A 20,238-nucleotide genomic window follows, 5' to 3' on the forward strand; every position below is an offset into this window, starting at 1 on the left:
TTTAATTTTAGGAATGATGCGATTACGTCAGCCAGCGAAAGCATTTATTACTACACTTTTGCAGTTGAAGTAGGTTGAGGGAGATAAGAATGAAAGGGTTGGTGAGTGTCGTGGGTATTATGCTGGTCGCGCTGACGTTGAGTGGTTGCAGCAGTGATTACGTGATGGCGACCAAAGATGGCCGTATGATTAAAACTGATGGCAAACCGTCCATCGATAAAGAGACAGGTTTGGTGCAGTACACTGACGATCAAGGTCATGTGATGCAGATCAATGGTGACGAGGTCTCCACCATCATTGAGCGTTAAGTGCCAAATTCGATTGCCTGCACGATTTTTTCCCCAGTGCAGGCGATTTCCCGAACTTTCCCCCCTTCCTTCCGCGCCGCTTCACAGGATATAGTCCCAGAGGACACAACATTCCCTTTCATAATGAAAAAAGGAAGCCGGCAATGCATTATCACCGCATCCCCCACAGTACGCTGGAAGTCAGCCAACTGGGGTTAGGAACCATGACGTTTGGTGAGCAAAACAGCGAAGCCGACGCCCACGCGCAACTCGATTACGCGATGAGCAGTGGCATCAACCTGATTGATACCGCTGAAATGTATCCGGTGCCGCCACGCCCGGAAACCCAGGGATTAACCGAACAGTACATTGGCAGCTGGCTGAAGAAGCGCGGCAGCCGTGACAAGATCATTCTGGCCAGCAAAATTGCCGGTCCGGTGCGCGGCGCAGATGCGTCGATTCGCCCTAACCAGGCGCTGGATCGCAAAAACATTCGCGAAGCGCTGGATGCCAGTCTGAAGCGTCTGAACACCGACTATCTCGATCTCTACCAGCTGCACTGGCCGCAACGTCAAACCAACTACTTCGGCAAACTGGGCTACCAGTACAGCGAAACCACCGCCAACGTGACGCTGCTGGAAACGCTGGAAGCCCTGAATGAGCAGGTGCGCGCAGGTAAGATTCGCTACATCGGCGTGTCTAACGAAACCGCATGGGGCGTGATGCGCTATCTGCAGCTGGCTGAGAAGCACGAGTTGCCGCGTATTGTGACCATTCAGAACCCGTACAGCCTGCTGAACCGCAGCTTTGAAGTTGGCCTGGCGGAAATCAGCCAGCACGAAGGCGTTGAACTGCTGGCCTATTCAAGCCTGGCGTTTGGTACTTTGAGCGGCAAATATCTGAATGGTGCGAAACCCGCCGGTGCGCGTAATACGCTGTTCAGCCGCTTCACCCGCTACAGCGGTGAGCAGTCGAATCAGGCGATTGCCGCTTACGTGGATTTGGCGAAGAAGCACAACCTGGATCCGTCACAGATGGCACTGGCTTACGTGCGTCAGCAGCCATTTGTCGCCAGTACCCTGCTGGGCGCGACGACGCTGGAACAGCTGAAGATTAACGTGGAGAGTTTCAACCTGACGCTGAATGCCGATGTGTTAGAGGAACTGGAAGCGATTCATCGTCAGTATACTTACCCGGCACCCTAACGGGATGCCATCGTTGCGGCGCAACGGTTTGCGTCGCAACGACCTGCAGCATTGATGGCCTGGTGGCTAAGACTTTGGCCCGATGTGCCTGGATGCACCTGGATGCAAACCCTACAGGCGTATGACGCGGTTTTTGATTGTGTGCACCCGAATGCGCGCATTTCGGATCTATGGTCGCCATTGCTGGCGACCTGGTTTTTCAACGCACCGCCTTAACGGCGCGATTTCCACCACAGCAACGCAATCGCCACAGCAAAAATCCCACCGAACCCGATACCGGTTGCCACTGCAGGTGCACCCAACTTAACAGCGATGGTGTACAGCGCCAGCATCACCAACATCGCGATGTTTTCACCGAAGTTCTGCACGGCAATCGCATTACCCGCGCCCACCGACTCTTTGCCGCGCTCCTGCAACAGCGCATTAAGCGGCACCACGAAGAAGCCACCGAGCGCACCCAACACCATCAGTACCAGATAGGCATTCAGCAAGCTGGTTTGCAGTGAGAACACCACCACCATCACGCCGATTAATATCCCGGCGGGCATGCAGCGGCGCACGGTTTGCAGCGTCACCAGTTTCGCCGCCGCGGCAGCGCCAATCACAATCCCGATCGCCACCATGGCATTTAACGTGGTGGGCGTTTTATTGTCGGTAATACCGAGCGCCACGGGCACCCACAGCACCAGCAGGAAACGCAGCGTAACCCCCGCGCCCCAAAACATGCTGGTGCCGAGCAGGGAAAAACGCGTCTCGCCGTTACGCCACAACAGCAAAGCGGAATCTTTGAAACTGCGGAACATGGCACCAAACTGCCAGCTCTGACCCGGTCGTGCCGCCAACAGCTTAGGAATAAAGATATTCGCCACCACTGCCAACGCGTAAGTGAGTGCACACACAATCAGCGCGGCCAGCAGATTCCAGTCCGCCAGAATACCGCCCGCCACTGAACCCAACAGGATGGCAGCAATGGTAGAGGACTCCATCAGACCGTTGGCCTTCACCAGTCGTTCACCGCTGGTGATCTCGGTGAGGATGCCGTACTTAGCAGGCGAGTAGGATGCCGCACCAATACCCACCAGCGTATAGCCAAGGAATGGATTGAAGCCAAAACAGATAACCAGTGCACCCAGCAGCTTGAGGCTGTTGGCGAACATCATCACCCGGCCTTTAGCAAAGCTGTCAGCCATCTGCCCGACAAACGGTGCCAGAAGAATGTAAGTGGCCACAAACATCATCTGCAGAATCGGCTGGCTCCAGTCGGGATAGAGCTGACTTTTCAGCACCGCCAGCGTGGCAAACAGCAGCGCGTTATCGCCAAACGCGGAGAAAAACTGCGCCACAATCACCGCCATCATATTGCGTGACAGTAACGGTGAATCGGGATTAACCGCCTGACTCATGCTTGATCCTCTTCGGCCAGCTGTTTCAGGCTGACGTAGTCTGGTTTACCGCTACCCAGCAGCGGCAGCTGTTTCATAAAGCGAATGTCACGCGGCACAGCCAATTCTGGCGCACCGATATCGCGGGCGGCTTTAAGCAGTTGCTCACGCCCCAGTTCGCCGTCAGTAGTGAACAACACTAAGGCTTCACCGCGATGACCGTCAGGGCGCAGTGACGCGGCATGCTGCTTCTCGCCCGAGGCTTTCAAAGCGATCTGTTCGACGCTTTCCAGTGACACCATCTCACCGGCAATTTTGGCGAAGCGTTTGGCACGGCCCTGAATCTGACAGAAGCCACCTTCATCAAAGCTAACAATGTCGCCGGTATCGTACCAACCGGCTTCCATCTCGCCTTCACCGTTATCGGCTACTGGTTTCTCCAGCACGCCAGGATTCTCGACGCGCAGATAACCGTTCATGATGTTCGGACCACGCAGTTGCAGACGACCGCCCTGCTCAATACCCGGCACGGAGATCAAACGTGAATCCATGCCCGGCAGGATACGGCCCACGGTGTGGGTTTTCGCCGCCATCGGCACGTTGATTGCCACCACTGGTGCACACTCGGTGACGCCGTAGCCTTCAAGAATACGAATGCCGTACTTCTCGGCGTAGATTTGGCGCGTGCCTTCCTGCAACTTCTCTGCACCCGCTACCACATAGCGCAGGCGTGCAAAATCATATGGATTGGCAAAGCGCGCATAGTTGCCGAGGAAAGTCGACGTCCCAAACAGCACGGTGCAGTTACGGTCATACACCAGTTCGGGCACGATGCGGTAATGCAGCGGGCTCGGATAGAGGAACACCTGTGCGCCGGTCAGCAGCGGCGTAAACAAGCCCACCGTGAGGCCGAAAGCATGGAACAGCGGCAGCGCCGACATAAAGCGATCGCGCGGGGTGAAATCCGCCACGGTGCGAATCTGTTCAACGTTAGCCAGCAGGCTTTTGTGCGAGTGCACCACGCCTTTGGGATTGCCTTCCGAACCCGAAGTGAACAGCACCATCGCGGCATCTTCCGGCTGCTGCCTGACCTGTGCGCGACGCGGCATCAGTAAGTGCGTCAGAATCCACAACTTGTCTTTCAGTGTGACGGTATCTTTCAGATCTTCGAGGTAGATCCACTGGACTTCCGTTAAGCCCTGCGGCAGGTGCTCCAGGTTGCCTTTCTCAAGGAACTGGCGCGAGGTGAACACGGTTTTGACCTGTGAAGCGGTGAGCGCTGCACGCATGCCGTTGACGCCCGCGGTGTAGTTGAGCATCGCCGGGATACGCCCGCGCAGTGACGCCCCGAGGATCGCCGCCGCCGTGACGGTGGCATTGGGCAGCAGCAGACCAACGTATTCCCCCTGCTGGCTGTAGCGCTCAAGAATTCGACCGACGCCGAGCGATTTTTTCAGCAGCCCGGTGTAGCTGTCCGGCTTGAAGTTGATGTCTTCGATGCAGGGTTTAGTCAGGCCATAACGCTGGCGTGCATTAAGGAACGCTTCAAAGAGCGTTTCTCGTGGACGCACCGCCATGCGCGCTTCCATCATCACATGATGTAAGTGCTCACCCGCCAGTATGCGACGATCGCGCGCGCGTTTGGCTTCCGGCATCGGAATGACGGTAGCGGGTAAGACGCTTAATGTGATGCGCGGGAACAGGCGGCGTTTGAATACGCCCGCCAGACGACCAAACGGCGTGTACTCCGCGCCTTCAATGCGCATGGGCACCACGGTCGCACCCGATTTCGCCGCGACAAAGCCCGCACCGCTGTAGATTTTCATCAGCGATCCGGTCACGGTGATACGTCCTTCCGGGAAGATCACCACCGGACGCCCCTCATTGATCATGCGAACCAGATGTTTGATCGACATCGGTTTAGTGGGATCGAGCGGCACGAAGTCGATAATCGGCTTCAGGAGCCGCATAAACCATTGATCGCTGATCGAGGAGTAGACGGCGAACACCGGTTTAATCGGCAAAAACAGCGCCACCAAAATGCCATCAAGGAATGACATATGGTTAGGGGTGATCAGCACTTTTTCTTTGTGCAGTGCGGTGAGATCGCCACGCAGTTCCACCCGCCATAACAGGCGAAACAGGAATCGCAGAACAGTGAATAGCATGCCAGCTCCTTAGCAGCGTTAAAATATGGCGCTTACCTTGCAGGATCTGGCGATTTTCGACAAGTGGCGCGGTGATTTATGGTGAGGAATTGAGGTGGGTGTGGTGTGTAGTCTGTAAAAATGTGCCGTTGGGGTGCTGTTTATTGTGAAATGCTGCTCAGTGCTAATGCAGACTGGGCTGCACTGGCGTAGCTGGTGATGCGCAGTCTGAGGGGGAAACAAGGCTGGGTAGACTGGGATGATAAACAGGTGCTGACGCAGGCTGGGATGATTAGCAGGTGCTGGCGCAGAGGGGCTATGGCCCATCCGCGCGCCAAAAAAGCCCACAACAGAATCAACAGCCTCAAACTCAGCTGTTGTAAACTGCCAGACAACCTTCATCTATGCTGCTAAAACTCATCCCTGCCAGAACGAATAACACTTATCCCTGCCAACCACCGCCTAGCGCAGCGATCAACTCAACGCTGCTCACCCACTGGGTGCTCTGCAATGACAGTAAGCTCTGCTGCTCGCTCAGACTGCTGTTTTCTGTGGTCGCCACATCAAGGTAATCAATCATCCCGGCATCATACTGATTACGCGTCACGCGTGCTGACTCCTGCGCGGCGCTGGTCGCCAGCTGCTGTGAAGCTATCTCACCCTTCAGCGTATTCAGCTGCACCAGATAATCTTCTACTTCACCCATCGCCGTCAGCACCGACTGGCGATAATCCGCCACGCTGGCGTCATAGGCGGCGCGGGCCTGCTCCACTTTGGCTGAGGTGGCACCGAAGTCCAGCAGCGTGCCGCTTAACTCCGGCCCTAATGACCAGACGCGATTTGGCAGTGAGAACAGACTGTTGATGGCCGATGAGCTCACGCCGCCCGTGGCACTTAACGTCAGATCGGGATAATAGCCGGCAATCGCTACGCCCACCCCCGCATTGGCCGCTGCCACGTTACGTTCGGCATAAGCAATATCCGGACGACGCTGCAGCAACGCAGAAGGCAGGCTGTTAGGGATGGCTGGCAGCGTGGCATCCAGCTTCGCCACTGGCAGCGAGAAATCAGCCGGTGCACGGCCCAGCAACAGCGCAATGGCGTGTTCCGACTGCGCGCGCTGCCACTGATAATCCTGTGCTGAGGCGCGCGCGCTCTCCAGCTGCATCTGCGCCTGTGCCAGCGTGGCACGTGATTCGCTGCCCGCCGAGTACTTATTCTGAATCACCGTCATATAGCGCTGATAGGCATCGATACTGCGCTGATACAGAGCAATTTTTTCGTCGAGGATGCGCAGCTGGAAGTAATCCTGCGCCAGCTCCGATTGGGCACTTAGGGTGATATTCGCCAGTTCGGCCTTACTCGCCTGCGCGCTGGCTTTGTTCTCTTCCAGCGTACGGCGCAGTTTGCCCCACAAATCCAGCTCCCAGCTGGCGCTGAGATCGGCGGCATGCGCGTTGCTGACGCTGCGCTGCCCGGTGGTGCTGACGCGACTACCGCTGCGCGTGCTGCTGGCGTCGTAGCTTACCGACGGGAACAGTGCCGCGCGCGACTGCGAGGTCAGCGCCTGCGCTTCACGGTACTGCGCGGCATAGCTCGCCACGTTCTGGTTGGAGATGCTCACCTGACGCAACAGGCTATCCAGCGTGGCATCGTGATACACCGACCACCAGTCGCCTTTGCTCTGCTCATCCTGCGGCGTGGCCTGCTGCCAGCCTTTGGCTTCTTTAAAATGCGTCGGCATCGCCATGGTGGGGCGCTGATAATCCGGCCCCACCGCACAACCCGCCAGCAACAGTGCCATCACCATCGGGGTAAATTTCAGAACATTTTTCATCGATCAGGATTCCACATGACGCATGCGCTGCCACTGACGTTTGGTGGCACGGCTTAAACTATCGAGCCAGAGATAAACAACCGGCGTGGTAAACAGGGTTAACAGCTGGCTCAGCGCCAAACCACCAGCAATCGCGATGCCGAGCGGGCTGCGTAAATCCGCATCGCCGCCGCTGCCTAATGCCAGCGGCAAAGCACCAAAGAAGGCGGCCAGCGTGGTCATCATGATCGGACGGAAACGCATCAGACAGGCCTGCGTGATCGCCTGTTTCGGCGACATGCCCTGCGTGCGCTCAGCGTGGATTGCAAAGTCGATCATCATGATGGCGTTCTTCTTCACGATACCAATCAGCAGAATGATGCCGATCAGAGCAATTACCGTCAGTTGGGTATTGGTGAGCAGCAGCAGCAGCAGCGCGCCAACCCCCGCCGATGGCAGCGTCGAAAGAATGGTGATGGGATGGATGTAGCTCTCATACAGCACGCCCAGCACGATATACACCGCCGCCAGCGCGGCAATAATCAGCCACGGCATGGTGGCGGTCAGCTGCGCAAAGGCGGCTGCGGTACCGGTAAATCCGGCCTGAATGGTGGACGGCAGGCCGAGCTGCGCCATCGCCTGTTTAATCAGCGCCTGCGCCTGCTCCAGTGACACACCATCATTCAGGTTAAAGGCAACGGTGCTGGTGGCCGACTGCCCCTGATGCGCCACCGACAGCGGCGCGTTACCGCCTTTGAAGCTGGCGAAAGCGGAGAGCGGCACACGATCGCCGCTGTCGTTGATCACATACAGTTCTTTCAAAATCTCCGGATCGCGCGTGTAGCTGTCCTGCAACGACATCACCACATGATACTGATTCAGCGTGTGATACAGCGTCGCCACCTGGCGCTGGCTAAAGGCGTTGTTCAGCATGGTATCCAGCATCTGCACATTCACGCCGAGGCGTTGCGCGCGGTCGCGATCGATATTGATCACCACTTCCTGGCCGCCGGTTTGCGAATCGGAGTCCACGCTGTTGAGCTGTGGGATCGCCGCCAGCGCGGCCTGCACTTTCGGCGTCCACTCGCGCAGCACATCCAGATCGTCCGCCTGCAAGCTGTATTGATAGGTGGCATTGGCACTGCGCCCACCGATATGCAGATCCTGCGCCGCCATCAGGAACATCTGCGCCCCGGCGATATGGCTGGTCTTCAGGCTCAGTCGATTGGCGACTTCGGTGGCCGTGGCATCGCGATCGCTAAAGTCTTTAAGACGCACAAAGAAGTTGGCGCTATTGCGCGAGCCAAACATGCCGCTACCCATCGACGACATCACGCTGTCCACTGCGGGATCGGACTGGATGATCTTGGTGAACTCCAGCATCTTCGGCTTCATCGCCTGGAACGAGATGTTTTGATCGGCGCGCAGTGCGCCCATCAGCAGGCCGGTATCCTGATTGGGGAAGAAGCCCTTCTGCACCACGGTGAACAGAAACAGGTTGAGCAACACCGTCAGCACCAGGCTGAACATGGTGATCTTCTGGTGCGCCATCACCCACGCCAGACCACGCGAGTAGGCTGCCAGCAAAGCATTCAGCTGGTTTTCGATAAACTGATATAGCGGATGCGGGCGCTTGCTGACTTTCGGTTTTGGCTTCAGCAGACGCGCGCACAGCATCGGCGTCAGGCTCAGCGAGACAAACATCGAGATCAACAGCGAGACGGTGAGCGTCACCGCAAACTCGCGGAACAGACGACCGACAATACTGCCCATCAGCAGGATTGGGATAAACACCGCCACCAGCGACATGGTCATCGACAGCACAGTGAAACTCACTTCCTGCGCGCCTTTTAGCGCCGCCCGCAGCGGACTCAAACCTTCTTCGATATGTCGCGTGATGTTCTCCAGCACCACGATGGCATCATCGACGACAAATCCGGTGGCGATGATCAGTGCCATCAGCGAAAGGTTATCGAGGCTGTAGCCCAGCAGATACATCACTGCACAGGTGCCAATCAACGACACCGGCAGTGCCAGCGCCGGGATCACCACCGCCTGCACGTTACGCAGGAACACAAACACCACCGCGATCACCAACAGCATGGCGATCAGCAGCGTCTCTTCGGTGTCATACAAAGATTCACGCACCGTCGGGGAACGATCCACCACCACTTTCAACTGGGTATCCGCAGGCAGATCTTTTTCCAGCGCTGGCAACTGCGCTTTGATGGCATCAATGGTGTCGAGCATATTGGCACCGGCCTGGCGCTTAATGCCCACCATGACTGACGGCTGCGAATTGAGGAAACCGGCCTGATACTGATCTTCCACCGAATCGTAGACGGTGGCGACATCGTGCAGGCGCACCGCTTTACCGTCTTTATAGCTGACGATCAGATCCTGATACTGCGCCGCTTTATCTAACTGACCGTTGCTGTCCACCACCCATGATTGCTGGCTACCCTGCAGAATGCCCTTGGGTTTGTTGGTGGTGCTGTTGGCGATGGCTTCACGCACCGTGTCCAGCGAGATGCCGTATTGCGCCAGCTTGAGCGGTTGCAGATCGATACGCACGGCGGGCAAGGCGCTGCCCATTAGTGACACTTCGCCCACGCCCTTGACCTGCCCCATCGCCTGCTCGATTTTGCTCTCAGCGAGGTCGTAGAGCTCACCCGGCGTGCGCGTGGCGGAGGTCAACGCCAGCATCACAATCGGTGCATCGGACGGGTTAGCTTTGCGATAGGTCGGCAGTGATTCCATCGCGCTCGGCAGCAGACTGCGCGCGGCGTTGATCGCCGCCTGCACATCGCGCGCCGCGCCGTTGATGTCGCGGTCGAGATCAAACTGCAAAATCACGCTGGTGGAGCCCTGCGAACTGGTCGAAGTCATTTCGGTGACGCCGGCGATCTGCCCCAGCGAGCGCTCCAGCGGCGTCGCCACCGTGGCCGCCATGGTCTCCGGGCTGGCACCGGCTAAGCTGGCGCTGACCATAATGGTCGGGAAATCCACCTGCGGCAGCGGGGCCACCGGCAACAGCCGATAACCCAGCAAACCGAGCAGCATGATCGACAACGTTAACAGCAACGTGGTGACCGGGCGAAAGATAAAGAGTCTGGTGAGGTTCATTACTCGCTCCGCGCCTGCTGCTGTTTACGCTGCATATAGCGCTTGCCGCGCTGCGCAATGCCATCGAACCACAGATAAATCACCGGCGTGGAGAACAGCGTCAGCACCTGGCTGACAATCAACCCCCCGACGATCACCAGACCGAGCGGTTGACGCAGCTCCGCACCCGAGCCCGAAGCCAGCATCAGCGGCAGTGCACCGAGCAGCGCCGCCATGGTGGTCATCAGAATCGGACGGAAGCGCAGCAAGCAGGCCTGATGAATCGCATCACGCGCGCTCATGCCCTGCTTGTTTTCGGCCTCCAGCGCGAAGTCGATCATCATAATCGCGTTCTTCTTCACGATACCGATCAGCAGGATCACCCCGATTAAGGCAATCAAACTGAATTCACTGCCCGCCAGCAACAGCGTCAACAGTGCGCCCACCGCCGCTGATGGCAGCGTCGAGAGAATCGTCACCGGATGAATAAAGCTCTCATACAGGATGCCCAACACCACATACATGGTGATCAGTGCGGCCAGAATCAGCCACAGCGTGTTACCGGTCGCGCTCTGGAATGCCGAGGTTTCCCCCTGATAGCGCAGCGTAATGCTGGATGGCAGATCCAGCTGCTGCGTCACTTCGGCAATCGCCTTCTGCCCATCCTCCAGCGAATAACCGCTGTTGAGATTGAACGACACCATCACCGCCGGGAACTGATTCAGACGCATATGCATCAGTGAACCGGTGCGCTGGTGAATGGTGGCAATCGAGGTCAGTTTCACCATCCCGGTAGTGGTGTCGCTGTCGGAACTGGTGGTTGAGCTGCTGCTGGATGTGCTGCCCGAACTGCTGCTGGTTGATGTGCTGGAACTGCTGCTCACCGGCAGATAAACATCATCAAACGACGCCGGAGACTGCTGATACTGCGGTGCCACTTCCAGCACTACGCGATACTGGTTAGCCTGGGTAAAGATGGTGGAAACCAGACGCTGACCGAAGCTGTTGTACAGCGCCGTATCCACATCCGAGGCGGTAATGCCGTAGCGCGCGGCTTTGTCGCGGTTCAGTTCGACATAGGCGACACGGCCCTGATCCTGCAGGTTACTCACCACGCCGTTAAATTCCGGGCGCTGCTGCAAAGCCGCCACCATCTTCGGCGTCCAGCTCACCAGGTTTTCACTGTCTGCGTCATCCAGCGTGAACTGATACTGGCTCGGCGTGACCTGATCGTTGACCGTCAAATCCTGCGCCGGTTGCAGATAGAGCTGAATGCCCGCCACCTGCTCCGCCGCCTGCTGCAGCTGCTTGATCACCACATCGGCTTTGTCATCGCGCTCATCAAACGACTTCAGGTTGATTTGGATACGGCCACTGTTGAGGCTGGTGTTGCTGCCGTCAATCCCGATGGTGGAAGAGAGGCTATCCACCGACGGGTTCTGCAGAATCACTTTTGCCAGCGCCTGCTGACGCTTCGACATCTCGCTAAATGACACATCCTGCGACGCCACGGTGACACCCTGAATCAGTCCGGTATCCTGTGTCGGGAAGAAGCCTTTCGGGATGGCGATATACAGCAGCGCTGTCAGCGCAAAGGTCGCCAGCGCCACCAGTAACGTCAACTTCTGATGGTTCAGCACCACGGTCAGAAGACGGTCATAGCCACGCACCAGCTTATCGAAAATTTGCCCGCCCTTGCGCGAGAAGCGCGACTGCTTCTCTTCCGGGATATGCTGCAACAGGTAAGCGCACAGCATTGGCGTTAGCGTCAGTGACACCACCATCGACACCAGAATCGACACCGCCAGCGTAATGGCGAACTCGCGGAACAAGCGCCCTACCACATCGCCCATAAACAGCAGCGGAATCAGTACTGCAATCAGCGAGAAGGTCAGCGAGATGATGGTGAAGCCGATCTGCTGCGAGCCTTTCAGCGCCGCCTGCATCGGCGTTTCGCCCTCTTCCAGCCGACGCGAAATGTTCTCCACTACCACAATCGCATCATCGATGACGAAGCCGGTGGCGATGGTCAGCGCCATCAGCGACAGGTTATTCAGGCTGAAATCGGCCAGATACATCACGCCGAAAGTGCCAATCAGTGACAGCGGCACCGCCACGCTTGGAATCAGCGTCGCCGCCACATTGCGCAGGAACAGGAAGGTGACCATCACCACCAGCGCCACCGACAGCATCAGCTCAAACTGCACGTCGCTGATGGATGCACGGATGGTTTGGGTGCGATCCGACAAGATGCTCATCTTCACGCCATCGGGCAACGCGGCCTGCAGGGTTGGCAGCTGCGCTTTGATGCTGTCCACCACCTGAATCACGTTGGCACCAGGCTGGCGTTGCACGCTGATCACAATCGCCGGGCTGTTATTGGCCCAAGCCGACTGGAAGCTGTTCTCCGGCCCCTGTTCGATGTGCGCGATATCTTTCAGGCGCAGTGCAGCACCGTCCTGATAGGTGATGATCAGATTGCCGTACTCATCGGCGGTGCGCAGCTGATCGTTGGCATCGATGGTCACCGAATGGTATTTGCCATCGAAGCCGCCTTTTGAGCCATTGACGTTGCTGTTGCTGATCAACGTATTCACGTCTTCCAGCGACAGCTTGTGTGCCGCCAGCGCTTTCGGGTCCATCTGCACGCGGATAGCCGGCTGATGACCACCTGCCAATGTCACCATGCCGACGCCGTTAATCTGCGACAGCTTCAGCGCCACGCGGGTGTTCACCAGATCCTGCACCTGCGTCAGCGGCAGGTTATCCGAGCTGGCCGCCAGCGTAATCACCGCCGTATCCGCCGGGTTGACCTTTTTATAGGTCGGCGGATTGGGCAGATCGCTCGGCAGCAGGTTGTTGGCGGCATTGATCGCCGCCTGCACTTCCTGCTCGGCGACATCCAGCGACAGATCGAGGCTGAATTTTAGCGTGATGATCGAGGAGCCACCGGAGCTGGTGGAGGTCATCTGGCTTAAACCGGCCATCTGCCCGAGTTGGCGCTCCAGCGGTGAGGTCACAGACGATGCCATCACATCCGGGCTGGCCCCGGGATACAGGGTGGTGACCTGAATGGTCGGATAATCCACCTGCGGCAGCGCCGAGGTGGAGAGGAATTTATAGGCAAAGATCCCGGAAATCAGCACGCCGACCATCAGCAAGATGGTGGCGACGGGACGCTGGATAAACAGACGTGACGGATTCATTTTTTGGCCGCTGTGGCAGTTTTGCTGTCATCGGCCAGAGAGACTTTACTGCCATTGGTCAGGCGATCGATGCCTTCGGTAACAAGACGCTCGCCCGGCTCGACACCTTTTAGGATCGACTGCTGATCTTCACCAAACGCCGGGCCGGTGGTCACGGCTTTGCGCGTCACGGTGTTGTCTTTATTGATCACAAACACAAAGCTGCCGTCGCTGCTCAGTTGCAGCGCCTGCGCCGGGATCACCGTGGCGTTATTCAGAATGTTGGTTTGCAGGCGCAGGTTGACAAACTGATTGGCAAACAGCGACTCATCTTTATTCGGGAAAGTGGCTTTTAGCTCGATGGTGCCGGTGCTGGTATCGATCTGGTTGCTAATGAACTGCACGCTGCCTTGAGCCAGCTGGGTGCTATTGTCCTGATCAAAAGCCACCGCCGGTAAACTCTGCCCGTTATGCAGCGCTTTGGTGAGCTGCGCGATATTGCTCTGCGGCACGCTGAAGGTCACGGCTGCGGGCTGCATCTGCGTCACCACCACAATGCCGGTGGTGTCGGTGGTTTGCACCATGTTGCCCGGATCAACCAAACGCAGGCCGACACGGCCGCTGACTGGTGAAGTGATGCGCGCATACTCAATATCCAGCTTCGCACTGGCGATCTGCGCCTGATCGGCTGCCACTGCGCCTTTGTACTGCCCAACGGTGGCCGTTTGCGTGTCGAGATCCTGGCGTGACAACGAGTCCTGGGCCGCCAGTTTTTTGTAGCGGGCCAGCGTCAACTCGGCGCTTTTCAGCAATGCCTGGTTCTGATTGAGATCGCCCTGATACTGCGCCAGTGTCGCCTGATAGCTGCGTGGATCGATCTGCGCCAGCAGCTGTCCGGCCTCGACTTTTTGCCCTTCGGTAAAGAACACTTTTTCCAGTTGACCCGCTACGCGGCTGGTCACGGTAACGCTGGCATTGGGGATCACCGTGCCCAGCGCATTGAGATACACCGGCACGTTGGCCGTCGTGGCCACGCCACTGTGCACCAGCGTGGCACTGCCGCCCATCATCGCCATGCCCGGAGGTCCACCTGCGCCCCCGCGATGACCGCCTTTTCCGCCTCCTGGTGGCATGCCGCCCGGCGCACCGCCATGGCCGCCGACAACGCGCCAAATCACGCCAGCCACGATTAACACAACAAGTAAAATGAGTAGCCATTTCAGCCAGTGGAAACGCGATTTGCCAGGGGAATTAATTGTCATCGGACTCTTCAGATAAACAGGAAAAAGGAAAATCCCCTGCACTGACAGGGGATTATTTCAAAGGAAATCATCACTGCTTGTATTATCAGCTGAAGTGCCATGGAATTTCCATGGAGAAACCGTAAGGGTAACGTTAAGGCACTCAGGCCTTCCAACCGCCTCCTAAGGCTTTATACAAGGTGATTTTCTCGCTCAACTGGCCCAGATGTGCACTGATTAACGACTGCTGCGAACTGTAAAGCGATCGCTGGGCCACTAATACATTGAGATAATTGTCTACGCCTTGCTTAAAGCGCATTTCGGAATAGTCGTAATCGCGTTGATTAGCACCAACCTCCTGTTGCAGCGCTGTCAGCTGATCCTGCCAGGTATCCTGACCGGCCAGCGCATCATTCACCTCTTTGAACGCGGTTTGAATCGCTTTCTCATAGTCAGCAATTTCAATGCGTTTCTCGATGTGCGCGATGTTGAGATTAGCCTCGTTTTTGCCGCCGTCAAAGATCGGCAGATTGATCGACGGCACAAAGGACCAGGCACCGGTTCCGCCGCCCAGCAAACTGCCGAGCGAACTGCTGGTCGATCCCCCAGAAGCGGTCAGCGTGATGCTCGGGAAGAACGCCGCGCGCGCTGCGCCAATGTTGGCATTCGCCGCTTTCAGGCTATGTTCTGCGGCCATGATATCCGGACGACGCGTCAACAGATCAGATGGCAAGCCCGCTGGCGTGGCCGGGAACTGCCAGTTGACGTCCAGCGTCGCGTGGGACAGCAAAGTGGCGGGCAGATCGGTGCCCACCAGCAAGCGCAGCGCGTCCACATCCTGCCGTACCTGACGCGTATAGCTTGCCACATCCGCCTGGGCAGCCCGCACCGTGCTCTCTGCCTGCGCCAGATCCTGATCGCTACTGGCCCCGCCGTTGTAGCTGAGTTGCGTCAGACGATACGACTCTTGCTGACTTTTAGCGGTATTTTGCGCCAGATGCAGCAGATCGTTATCCGAACTCAAGGTCAGCCAGGCGGTGGCCACCTCCGAAATCAGCGAGATGCGCGTGGCGCGTTCGGTCGCGGCGGTGGACAGATAGGTTTCCTGCGCTTCATCACGCAAGCTCTGTAAACGACCAAAGAAGTCCAGCTCCCACGAGGTGACGCCCAGCCCGGCGTTCAGCTCGTGATAGGTCACCGCACCGGTGGTTTTGGTGTTGTAGAGGTTGGCCGGTTCATGCGCCGAGGTCTGGCTGGCGGTAGCATTGATTGACGGCATTAACGCCGCACGCTGCACCGTGACGCTCTGCTGTGCCTCTTCGACATTTAGCGCCGCTACGCGCAGGTCACGGTTGTTGTCGAGTGACAGCTGAATCAGATTGCGCATCGTGGCGTCAGTGAAGAAGTTCTGCCACGGCAGATCCGCCACGTTGCCCACCGGCGTGGGCTGATCGTACTTCGCGTCTACCGGCATTGCGGGGCGCTGATAGTGGGGGGCCAGCGTACAGCCCGCCAGCGCCATAGCCAGCGGCAGCAGCGCCATACGGAAAGTTTTAGTGTTCATGCGTTGTCACCTCTGCGGATGCTTTTTTCTTGCGGGCGAAGAACTGCGAAACCACCACGTAGAACATCGGAACAAAGAAGATGGCGAGGAAGGTGGCGGTGATCATCCCGCCTGCTACCGCCGTCCCAATCGAGTGCTGGCTACCTGCGCCTGCGCCGTTAGAGATAGTCAGCGGCAGCACGCCGAGAATAAACGCCATCGAGGTCATGATAATCGGTCGGATACGCAGTCTCGCGGCTTCCACCGCCGCCTCGACCAGCGTTTTGCCTTCCCGTTCGTGCAACTCTTTGGCGAATTCCACAATCAGAATGGCGTTTTTCGCCGCCAGTCCCACCGTGGTGAGTAAGCCCACCTGGAAAAATACGTCGTTCTGCAAGCCGCGCAGCAGTACGGCACTAATAGTCCCGAGAATGCCGAGCGGCACCACCATGATCACTGAGAACGGAATCGACCAGCTCTCATACAGCGCGGCCAGACACAGGAACACCACCAGAATCGAGATGATATACAGCTGCGTGGTCTGGTTGCCGGAAGCCTGCTCTTCATAGGAAATGCCGTACCACTGCACGCGGAAGCCTTTGGGCAACTGCTTCGCCAGCTGTTCTACTGCTTTCATCGCTTCACCGGTACTCTGCCCTGCCGCGGGCGATCCGAGGATCTCTTCAGAGGTCAGGCCGTTAAAGCGTTCGAAGTGTGGCGAGCCGTAAACCCATTTGCCGCTGGCGAAGGCGGAGAAGGGCACCATGGTGCCGCTGCTGTTGCGGAAGTACCATTTATCGAGATCGGATGGCGTGACGCGTGAATCGGCTTTACCCATCAGGTAAACCTCTTTCACACGGCCGTTATACATAAACTGATCGATATAGCTGGAACCCCACGCCACTGACAGCGTGTTGTTGATGTCGGTCATGCTCAGGCCCAGCGCGCTGGCCTTCTCGTCATTGATCTCCAGCTGATACTGCGGCTCATCTTCCAGTCCGTTCATGCGCACCTGCGCCAGATGCGGATCTTTGTCGGCCAGATCGATTAACTGGTGCGTGGCATCCATCATCTGCTGATGGGTGTGCGCGCCCGTATCCTGGAGATAGAGATCGAAGCCAGTGGCGTTACCCAGCTCCATCACCTCAGGCGGCACCATGGCGAAGATTTTGGCGTTTTTGTAGTTGGCAAAATGCGCCATCACCCGGTTCGCCAGATCCTGCACGCTTTGCCCGCTGTGGGTACGATCGCCCCAATCCTTCAGGCGCACGAAGGCCATGGCGTTACTCTGGCCGCGACCGGCAAAGTTAAAGCCCGCCACGCCAAAGGTGGTGGTGACCACTGAGGTTTCATTCTTCTGCAGGTAGTCATTGAGATCGTTGATCACCTGCTGCGTACGCTGTGAAGAGGAGTTCACCGGCAGCGTCATCTGCACCATCATCAAGCCCTGATCTTCTGCAGGCAGGAACGTGGTGGGCACACGCGTGAACAAAAAGCCCGTCACGCCGACGATCACCAGGTAGATCACCAGGAACAGGCCGCGACGGGAAATAACGTTGTTAACGCCGCGCGTGTAGTGCATCGCGCCGCTATCAAACTTACGGTTAAACCAGCCAGCAAAACCGGTGGTCTTGTGCTCCGCCGCCGAAGGTTTGAGCAGGGTGGCACAGAGTGCAGGGGTAAAGATCAGCGCCATGATCACCGACAGCGCCATCGCCGACACAATGGTGATCGAGAACTGGCGATAAATCACCCCGGTCGAGCCGGAGAAGAACGCCATTGGCAGCAGCACCGCTGACAGCACCAGCGCAATACCAAACAGTGCGCCCTGTATCTGCTGCATCGACTTGATGGTGGCGGTTTTCGGATCGAGATGTTCTTCGTGCATCACACGCTCGACGTTCTCCACCACCACGATGGCATCATCCACCAACAGCCCTATCGCCAGCACCATACCGAACATGGTCAGGGTGTTGATGCTGTAACCGAAGGCCGACAGGATGCCGAAAGTACCGAGCAACACCACCGGCACCACCAGGGTAGTAATCAGGGTGGCGCGCAGGTTTTGCAGGAACAGCAGCATGACGAAGAACACCAGCACCACCGCTTCGATCAGCGTTTTCACCACTTCTTCAATCGAAGCGCTGACCACTGGCGAAGTGTCATACGGATACTGAATTTCAACATTATCCGGCAGTGAGTCTTTCAGATCGGCTATGGTCTGGCGCACCGCTTTGGCGGTATCCAGTTCGTTCGCCCCGGTGGCCAGACGCAGCGCGATACCTGCCGCGGGCTTGCCGTTCATGGTGGCGTCAATGCCGTAGCTCTGCGGACCGAGCGCCACGCTGGCAACGTCTTTCAAACGCACCTGTGAACCATCGCTGTTCACTTTCAACAGCACATTTTCAAACTGCTGCACCGTGGTGAAGCGAGTTTTCCCCAGTACCGTGGCCTGCGTTTTGGCGCCCTGAATGGTCGGTAACCCGCCGAGTGAACCGGACGACACCTGCACGTTCTGGTTATCAATGGCGGTGGTGACATCACTCGGCATCAGGTTGTACTTGTACAGTTTGGCGGGATCGAGCCAGATGCGCATGGCATATTCCGAACCCAGTACCATAAAGTCACCGACGCCTGGCGTACGCGAGATCGGATCTTCCAGCTTCGACACCAGCATATCCGCGAGATCGCCGTTGCTCAGCTTGCCGTCTTTAGAGATCAGCCCGATGACCATCATGAAGTTCTTTTGGTACTTACGGATGCGGATCCCTTGCTGGGTCACGTCGGTTGGCAACTGCGATTCCGCCAGCGAGACGCGGTCCTGTACCTGCACCTGGGCGATATCCGGATTGATGCCCTGGTTAAAGGTGGCGATGATCTGCGCACTGCCGTCCGAGGCACTGCTGGATTCCAGATAGCGCAAGCCATCCAACCCGTTCAACTGCTGCTCAATCACCTGCACCACGGTGTTCTGGGTGGTTTCGGCGCTGGCCCCCGGATAAGTCACCGAGATCGACACCGCAGGTGGGGAGATATTGGGATACTGATTGACCGGCAAACTGATGGCCGCAATCCCGCCCACCAGCATCACGATAATCGCGATAACCCAGGCAAAGATGGGACGTTCAATAAAAAACTTCGACATGCCGCCCCCTTATTGCGCTGCTGCGTCGGTCATCGACAGACTGACAGCGTTGGCAGATGGCGTGTCATGGGTGTTGGCAGCGGTGGTGGTGACTTTCGCCCCAGCACGCACACTTTGCAGATTGTTCACCACCACGTTTTCACCTTCGCTCAGGCCGGAGGTCACCAGCCATTCACCTTTGATCATCTCGCCGGTGTGAATGCTGCGCTGCTCAATGGTGTTATCGCTTTTCACCACGTACACATACGGCTGGCCTTTGGTGTCATGCATGATCGACTCCTGCGGCACCAGAATCCCCTGCTGCTGAATGCCCTGCGGGAAGCTGGCGTGTACGTACATGCCTGGCAGCAGTTCATTATGCGGGTTCGGGAACACCGCACGCAGCACCACGGTGCCGGTGGCGGTGTCGACGTTCACTTCCGAGAACGCCAGTTTGCCCTGCTGGCCATACTGGCTGTTGTCTTCCAGAGAGAGTCCGACCGCCGCGGTGTTGTCATCCACTTTGGCGATCTTGCCGTCGGCTAAGGCTCGGCGCAGACGCAGCAGATCGGTAGAGGATTCACTGACATCAACATAGATCGGATCAAGTTGGGTAATGGTGGCGAGATAGTCGGTCTGGCCGTTGGTCACCAGCGCACCGGCGGTATACAGCGAACGGCTGATATGTCCGGAGATCGGCGCCTTCACCAGTGTGTAATCAAGATTGACCTTAGCGGTTTCCACATCGGCCTGTGCTTCACGCTCTGCCGCAACGGCATCGTCGTAAGTCTGCTGGCTGATGGCGTGTGCAGAAGCGAGCGGCTGATAGCGTTTTGCCACCATCGCATCGTTTTGCCAGGTCGCCATCGCTTTGTCGTAAGCGGCTTTATAGGTCGCCGGATCGATCTGATAGAGCGGCTGGCCTGCTTTCACTTCGCCGCCTTCGGTAAACAGGATTTTCTGGATCACGCCGCTGACTTGTGGGCGCACCTGTGCGGTGCGGACCGCCGTGGTGCGGCCAGGCAGTTGTGTCACCAACGTAACGGGCTCAGATTTTAGGGCGATGACACCCACCTGGGGTGTCGCGGATGCAGCGGGCTTTGCTCCGCCCTGGTCACAGGCTGCCAGTAAAAACACCACGCTGGCAGAAAGAAGTTTCAGGCGCATAATTTTTCTCTGGATGAAAGGAGGGATAGTCACTGA

11 protein-coding genes are annotated in these 20,238 nt (G+C 57.5%); 2 read left to right on the forward strand and 9 right to left on the reverse strand.

Going from position 1 to position 20,238, the window contains the following annotated elements:
- The first annotated feature begins 89 nt into the window (after positions 1–89).
- Both CRO33_RS09695 and CRO33_RS09700 read left to right on the forward strand, forming a co-directional pair.
- Positions 90–308: a YgdI/YgdR family lipoprotein gene (locus CRO33_RS09695; protein ID WP_034823127.1), complete on the forward strand. Its 219-nt coding sequence runs from the start codon at positions 90–92 to the stop codon at positions 306–308.
- Positions 309–451: 143 nt separating this feature from the next.
- The gene (locus CRO33_RS09700) at positions 452–1,492 is read left to right on the forward strand and encodes an NADP(H)-dependent aldo-keto reductase (RefSeq protein ID WP_097117995.1); all 1,041 of its coding nucleotides are present in this window, start codon (positions 452–454) and stop codon (positions 1,490–1,492) included.
- A gap of 212 nt (positions 1,493–1,704) precedes the next feature.
- Here the strand turns inward: CRO33_RS09700 and lplT are convergent, their stop codons facing one another.
- From lplT to CRO33_RS09745, 9 genes are all read right to left on the reverse strand, one after another.
- The gene (lplT, locus tag CRO33_RS09705; protein WP_097117996.1) at positions 1,705–2,895 is read right to left on the reverse strand and encodes a lysophospholipid transporter LplT; all 1,191 of its coding nucleotides are present in this window, start codon (positions 2,893–2,895) and stop codon (positions 1,705–1,707) included.
- On the reverse strand, positions 2,892–5,042 hold the full coding sequence (gene aas, locus CRO33_RS09710; protein WP_097117997.1) for a bifunctional acyl-ACP--phospholipid O-acyltransferase/long-chain-fatty-acid--ACP ligase: 2,151 nt from the start codon (positions 5,040–5,042) through the stop codon (positions 2,892–2,894). Before aas ends, lplT begins: the two co-directional genes overlap by 4 nt.
- A 421-nt stretch (positions 5,043–5,463) precedes the next feature.
- A complete protein-coding gene (locus CRO33_RS09715; RefSeq protein ID WP_097117998.1) occupies positions 5,464–6,858 on the reverse strand; it encodes an efflux transporter outer membrane subunit in 1,395 nt (464 codons plus the stop codon).
- A 3-nt stretch (positions 6,859–6,861) separates the two neighbouring features.
- The gene (locus CRO33_RS09720; RefSeq protein ID WP_097117999.1) at positions 6,862–9,963 is read right to left on the reverse strand and encodes an efflux RND transporter permease subunit; all 3,102 of its coding nucleotides are present in this window, start codon (positions 9,961–9,963) and stop codon (positions 6,862–6,864) included.
- Positions 9,963–13,148 (reverse strand): multidrug efflux RND transporter permease subunit, encoded by a 3,186-nt coding sequence (locus tag CRO33_RS09725; protein ID WP_097118000.1) that lies wholly within the window; start codon positions 13,146–13,148, stop codon positions 9,963–9,965. The genes CRO33_RS09720 and CRO33_RS09725 overlap by 1 nt, the downstream gene beginning before the upstream one ends.
- Positions 13,145–14,389, reverse strand: coding sequence for an MdtA/MuxA family multidrug efflux RND transporter periplasmic adaptor subunit (locus CRO33_RS09730; RefSeq protein WP_097118001.1), 1,245 nt, complete (start codon positions 14,387–14,389; stop codon positions 13,145–13,147). Before CRO33_RS09730 ends, CRO33_RS09725 begins: the two co-directional genes overlap by 4 nt.
- 142 nt (positions 14,390–14,531) lie before the next feature.
- Positions 14,532–15,932, reverse strand: a complete 1,401-nt coding sequence (locus tag CRO33_RS09735; RefSeq protein ID WP_097118002.1) for an efflux transporter outer membrane subunit — start codon at positions 15,930–15,932, stop codon at positions 14,532–14,534.
- On the reverse strand, positions 15,922–19,056 hold the full coding sequence (locus CRO33_RS09740) for an efflux RND transporter permease subunit (RefSeq protein WP_097118003.1): 3,135 nt from the start codon (positions 19,054–19,056) through the stop codon (positions 15,922–15,924). The genes CRO33_RS09735 and CRO33_RS09740 overlap by 11 nt, the downstream gene beginning before the upstream one ends.
- A gap of 9 nt (positions 19,057–19,065) precedes the next feature.
- Positions 19,066–20,202, reverse strand: a complete 1,137-nt coding sequence (locus CRO33_RS09745) for an efflux RND transporter periplasmic adaptor subunit (protein ID WP_097118004.1) — start codon at positions 20,200–20,202, stop codon at positions 19,066–19,068.
- Positions 20,203–20,238: the final 36 nt, after the last annotated feature.

Origin of the sequence: Pantoea sp. GL120224-02 (assembly GCF_900215395.1) — a bacterium.
Classification (GTDB): Bacteria; Pseudomonadota; Gammaproteobacteria; order Enterobacterales; family Enterobacteriaceae; genus Pantoea; species Pantoea communis.

Coding starts and splice junctions, on each gene's coding strand:
- CRO33_RS09695 (WP_034823127.1), top strand. CDS start 90: ATGAAAGGGTTGGTGAGTGTCGTGGGTATTATGCTGGTCGCGCTGACG.
- CRO33_RS09700 (WP_097117995.1), top strand. CDS start 452: ATGCATTATCACCGCATCCCCCACAGTACGCTGGAAGTCAGCCAACTG.
- lplT (WP_097117996.1), bottom strand. CDS start 2,895: ATGAGTCAGGCGGTTAATCCCGATTCACCGTTACTGTCACGCAATATG.
- aas (WP_097117997.1), bottom strand. CDS start 5,042: ATGCTATTCACTGTTCTGCGATTCCTGTTTCGCCTGTTATGGCGGGTG.
- CRO33_RS09715 (WP_097117998.1), bottom strand. CDS start 6,858: ATGAAAAATGTTCTGAAATTTACCCCGATGGTGATGGCACTGTTGCTG.
- CRO33_RS09720 (WP_097117999.1), bottom strand. CDS start 9,963: ATGAACCTCACCAGACTCTTTATCTTTCGCCCGGTCACCACGTTGCTG.
- CRO33_RS09725 (WP_097118000.1), bottom strand. CDS start 13,148: ATGAATCCGTCACGTCTGTTTATCCAGCGTCCCGTCGCCACCATCTTG.
- CRO33_RS09730 (WP_097118001.1), bottom strand. CDS start 14,389: ATGACAATTAATTCCCCTGGCAAATCGCGTTTCCACTGGCTGAAATGG.
- CRO33_RS09735 (WP_097118002.1), bottom strand. CDS start 15,932: ATGAACACTAAAACTTTCCGTATGGCGCTGCTGCCGCTGGCTATGGCG.
- CRO33_RS09740 (WP_097118003.1), bottom strand. CDS start 19,056: ATGTCGAAGTTTTTTATTGAACGTCCCATCTTTGCCTGGGTTATCGCG.
- CRO33_RS09745 (WP_097118004.1), bottom strand. CDS start 20,202: ATGCGCCTGAAACTTCTTTCTGCCAGCGTGGTGTTTTTACTGGCAGCC.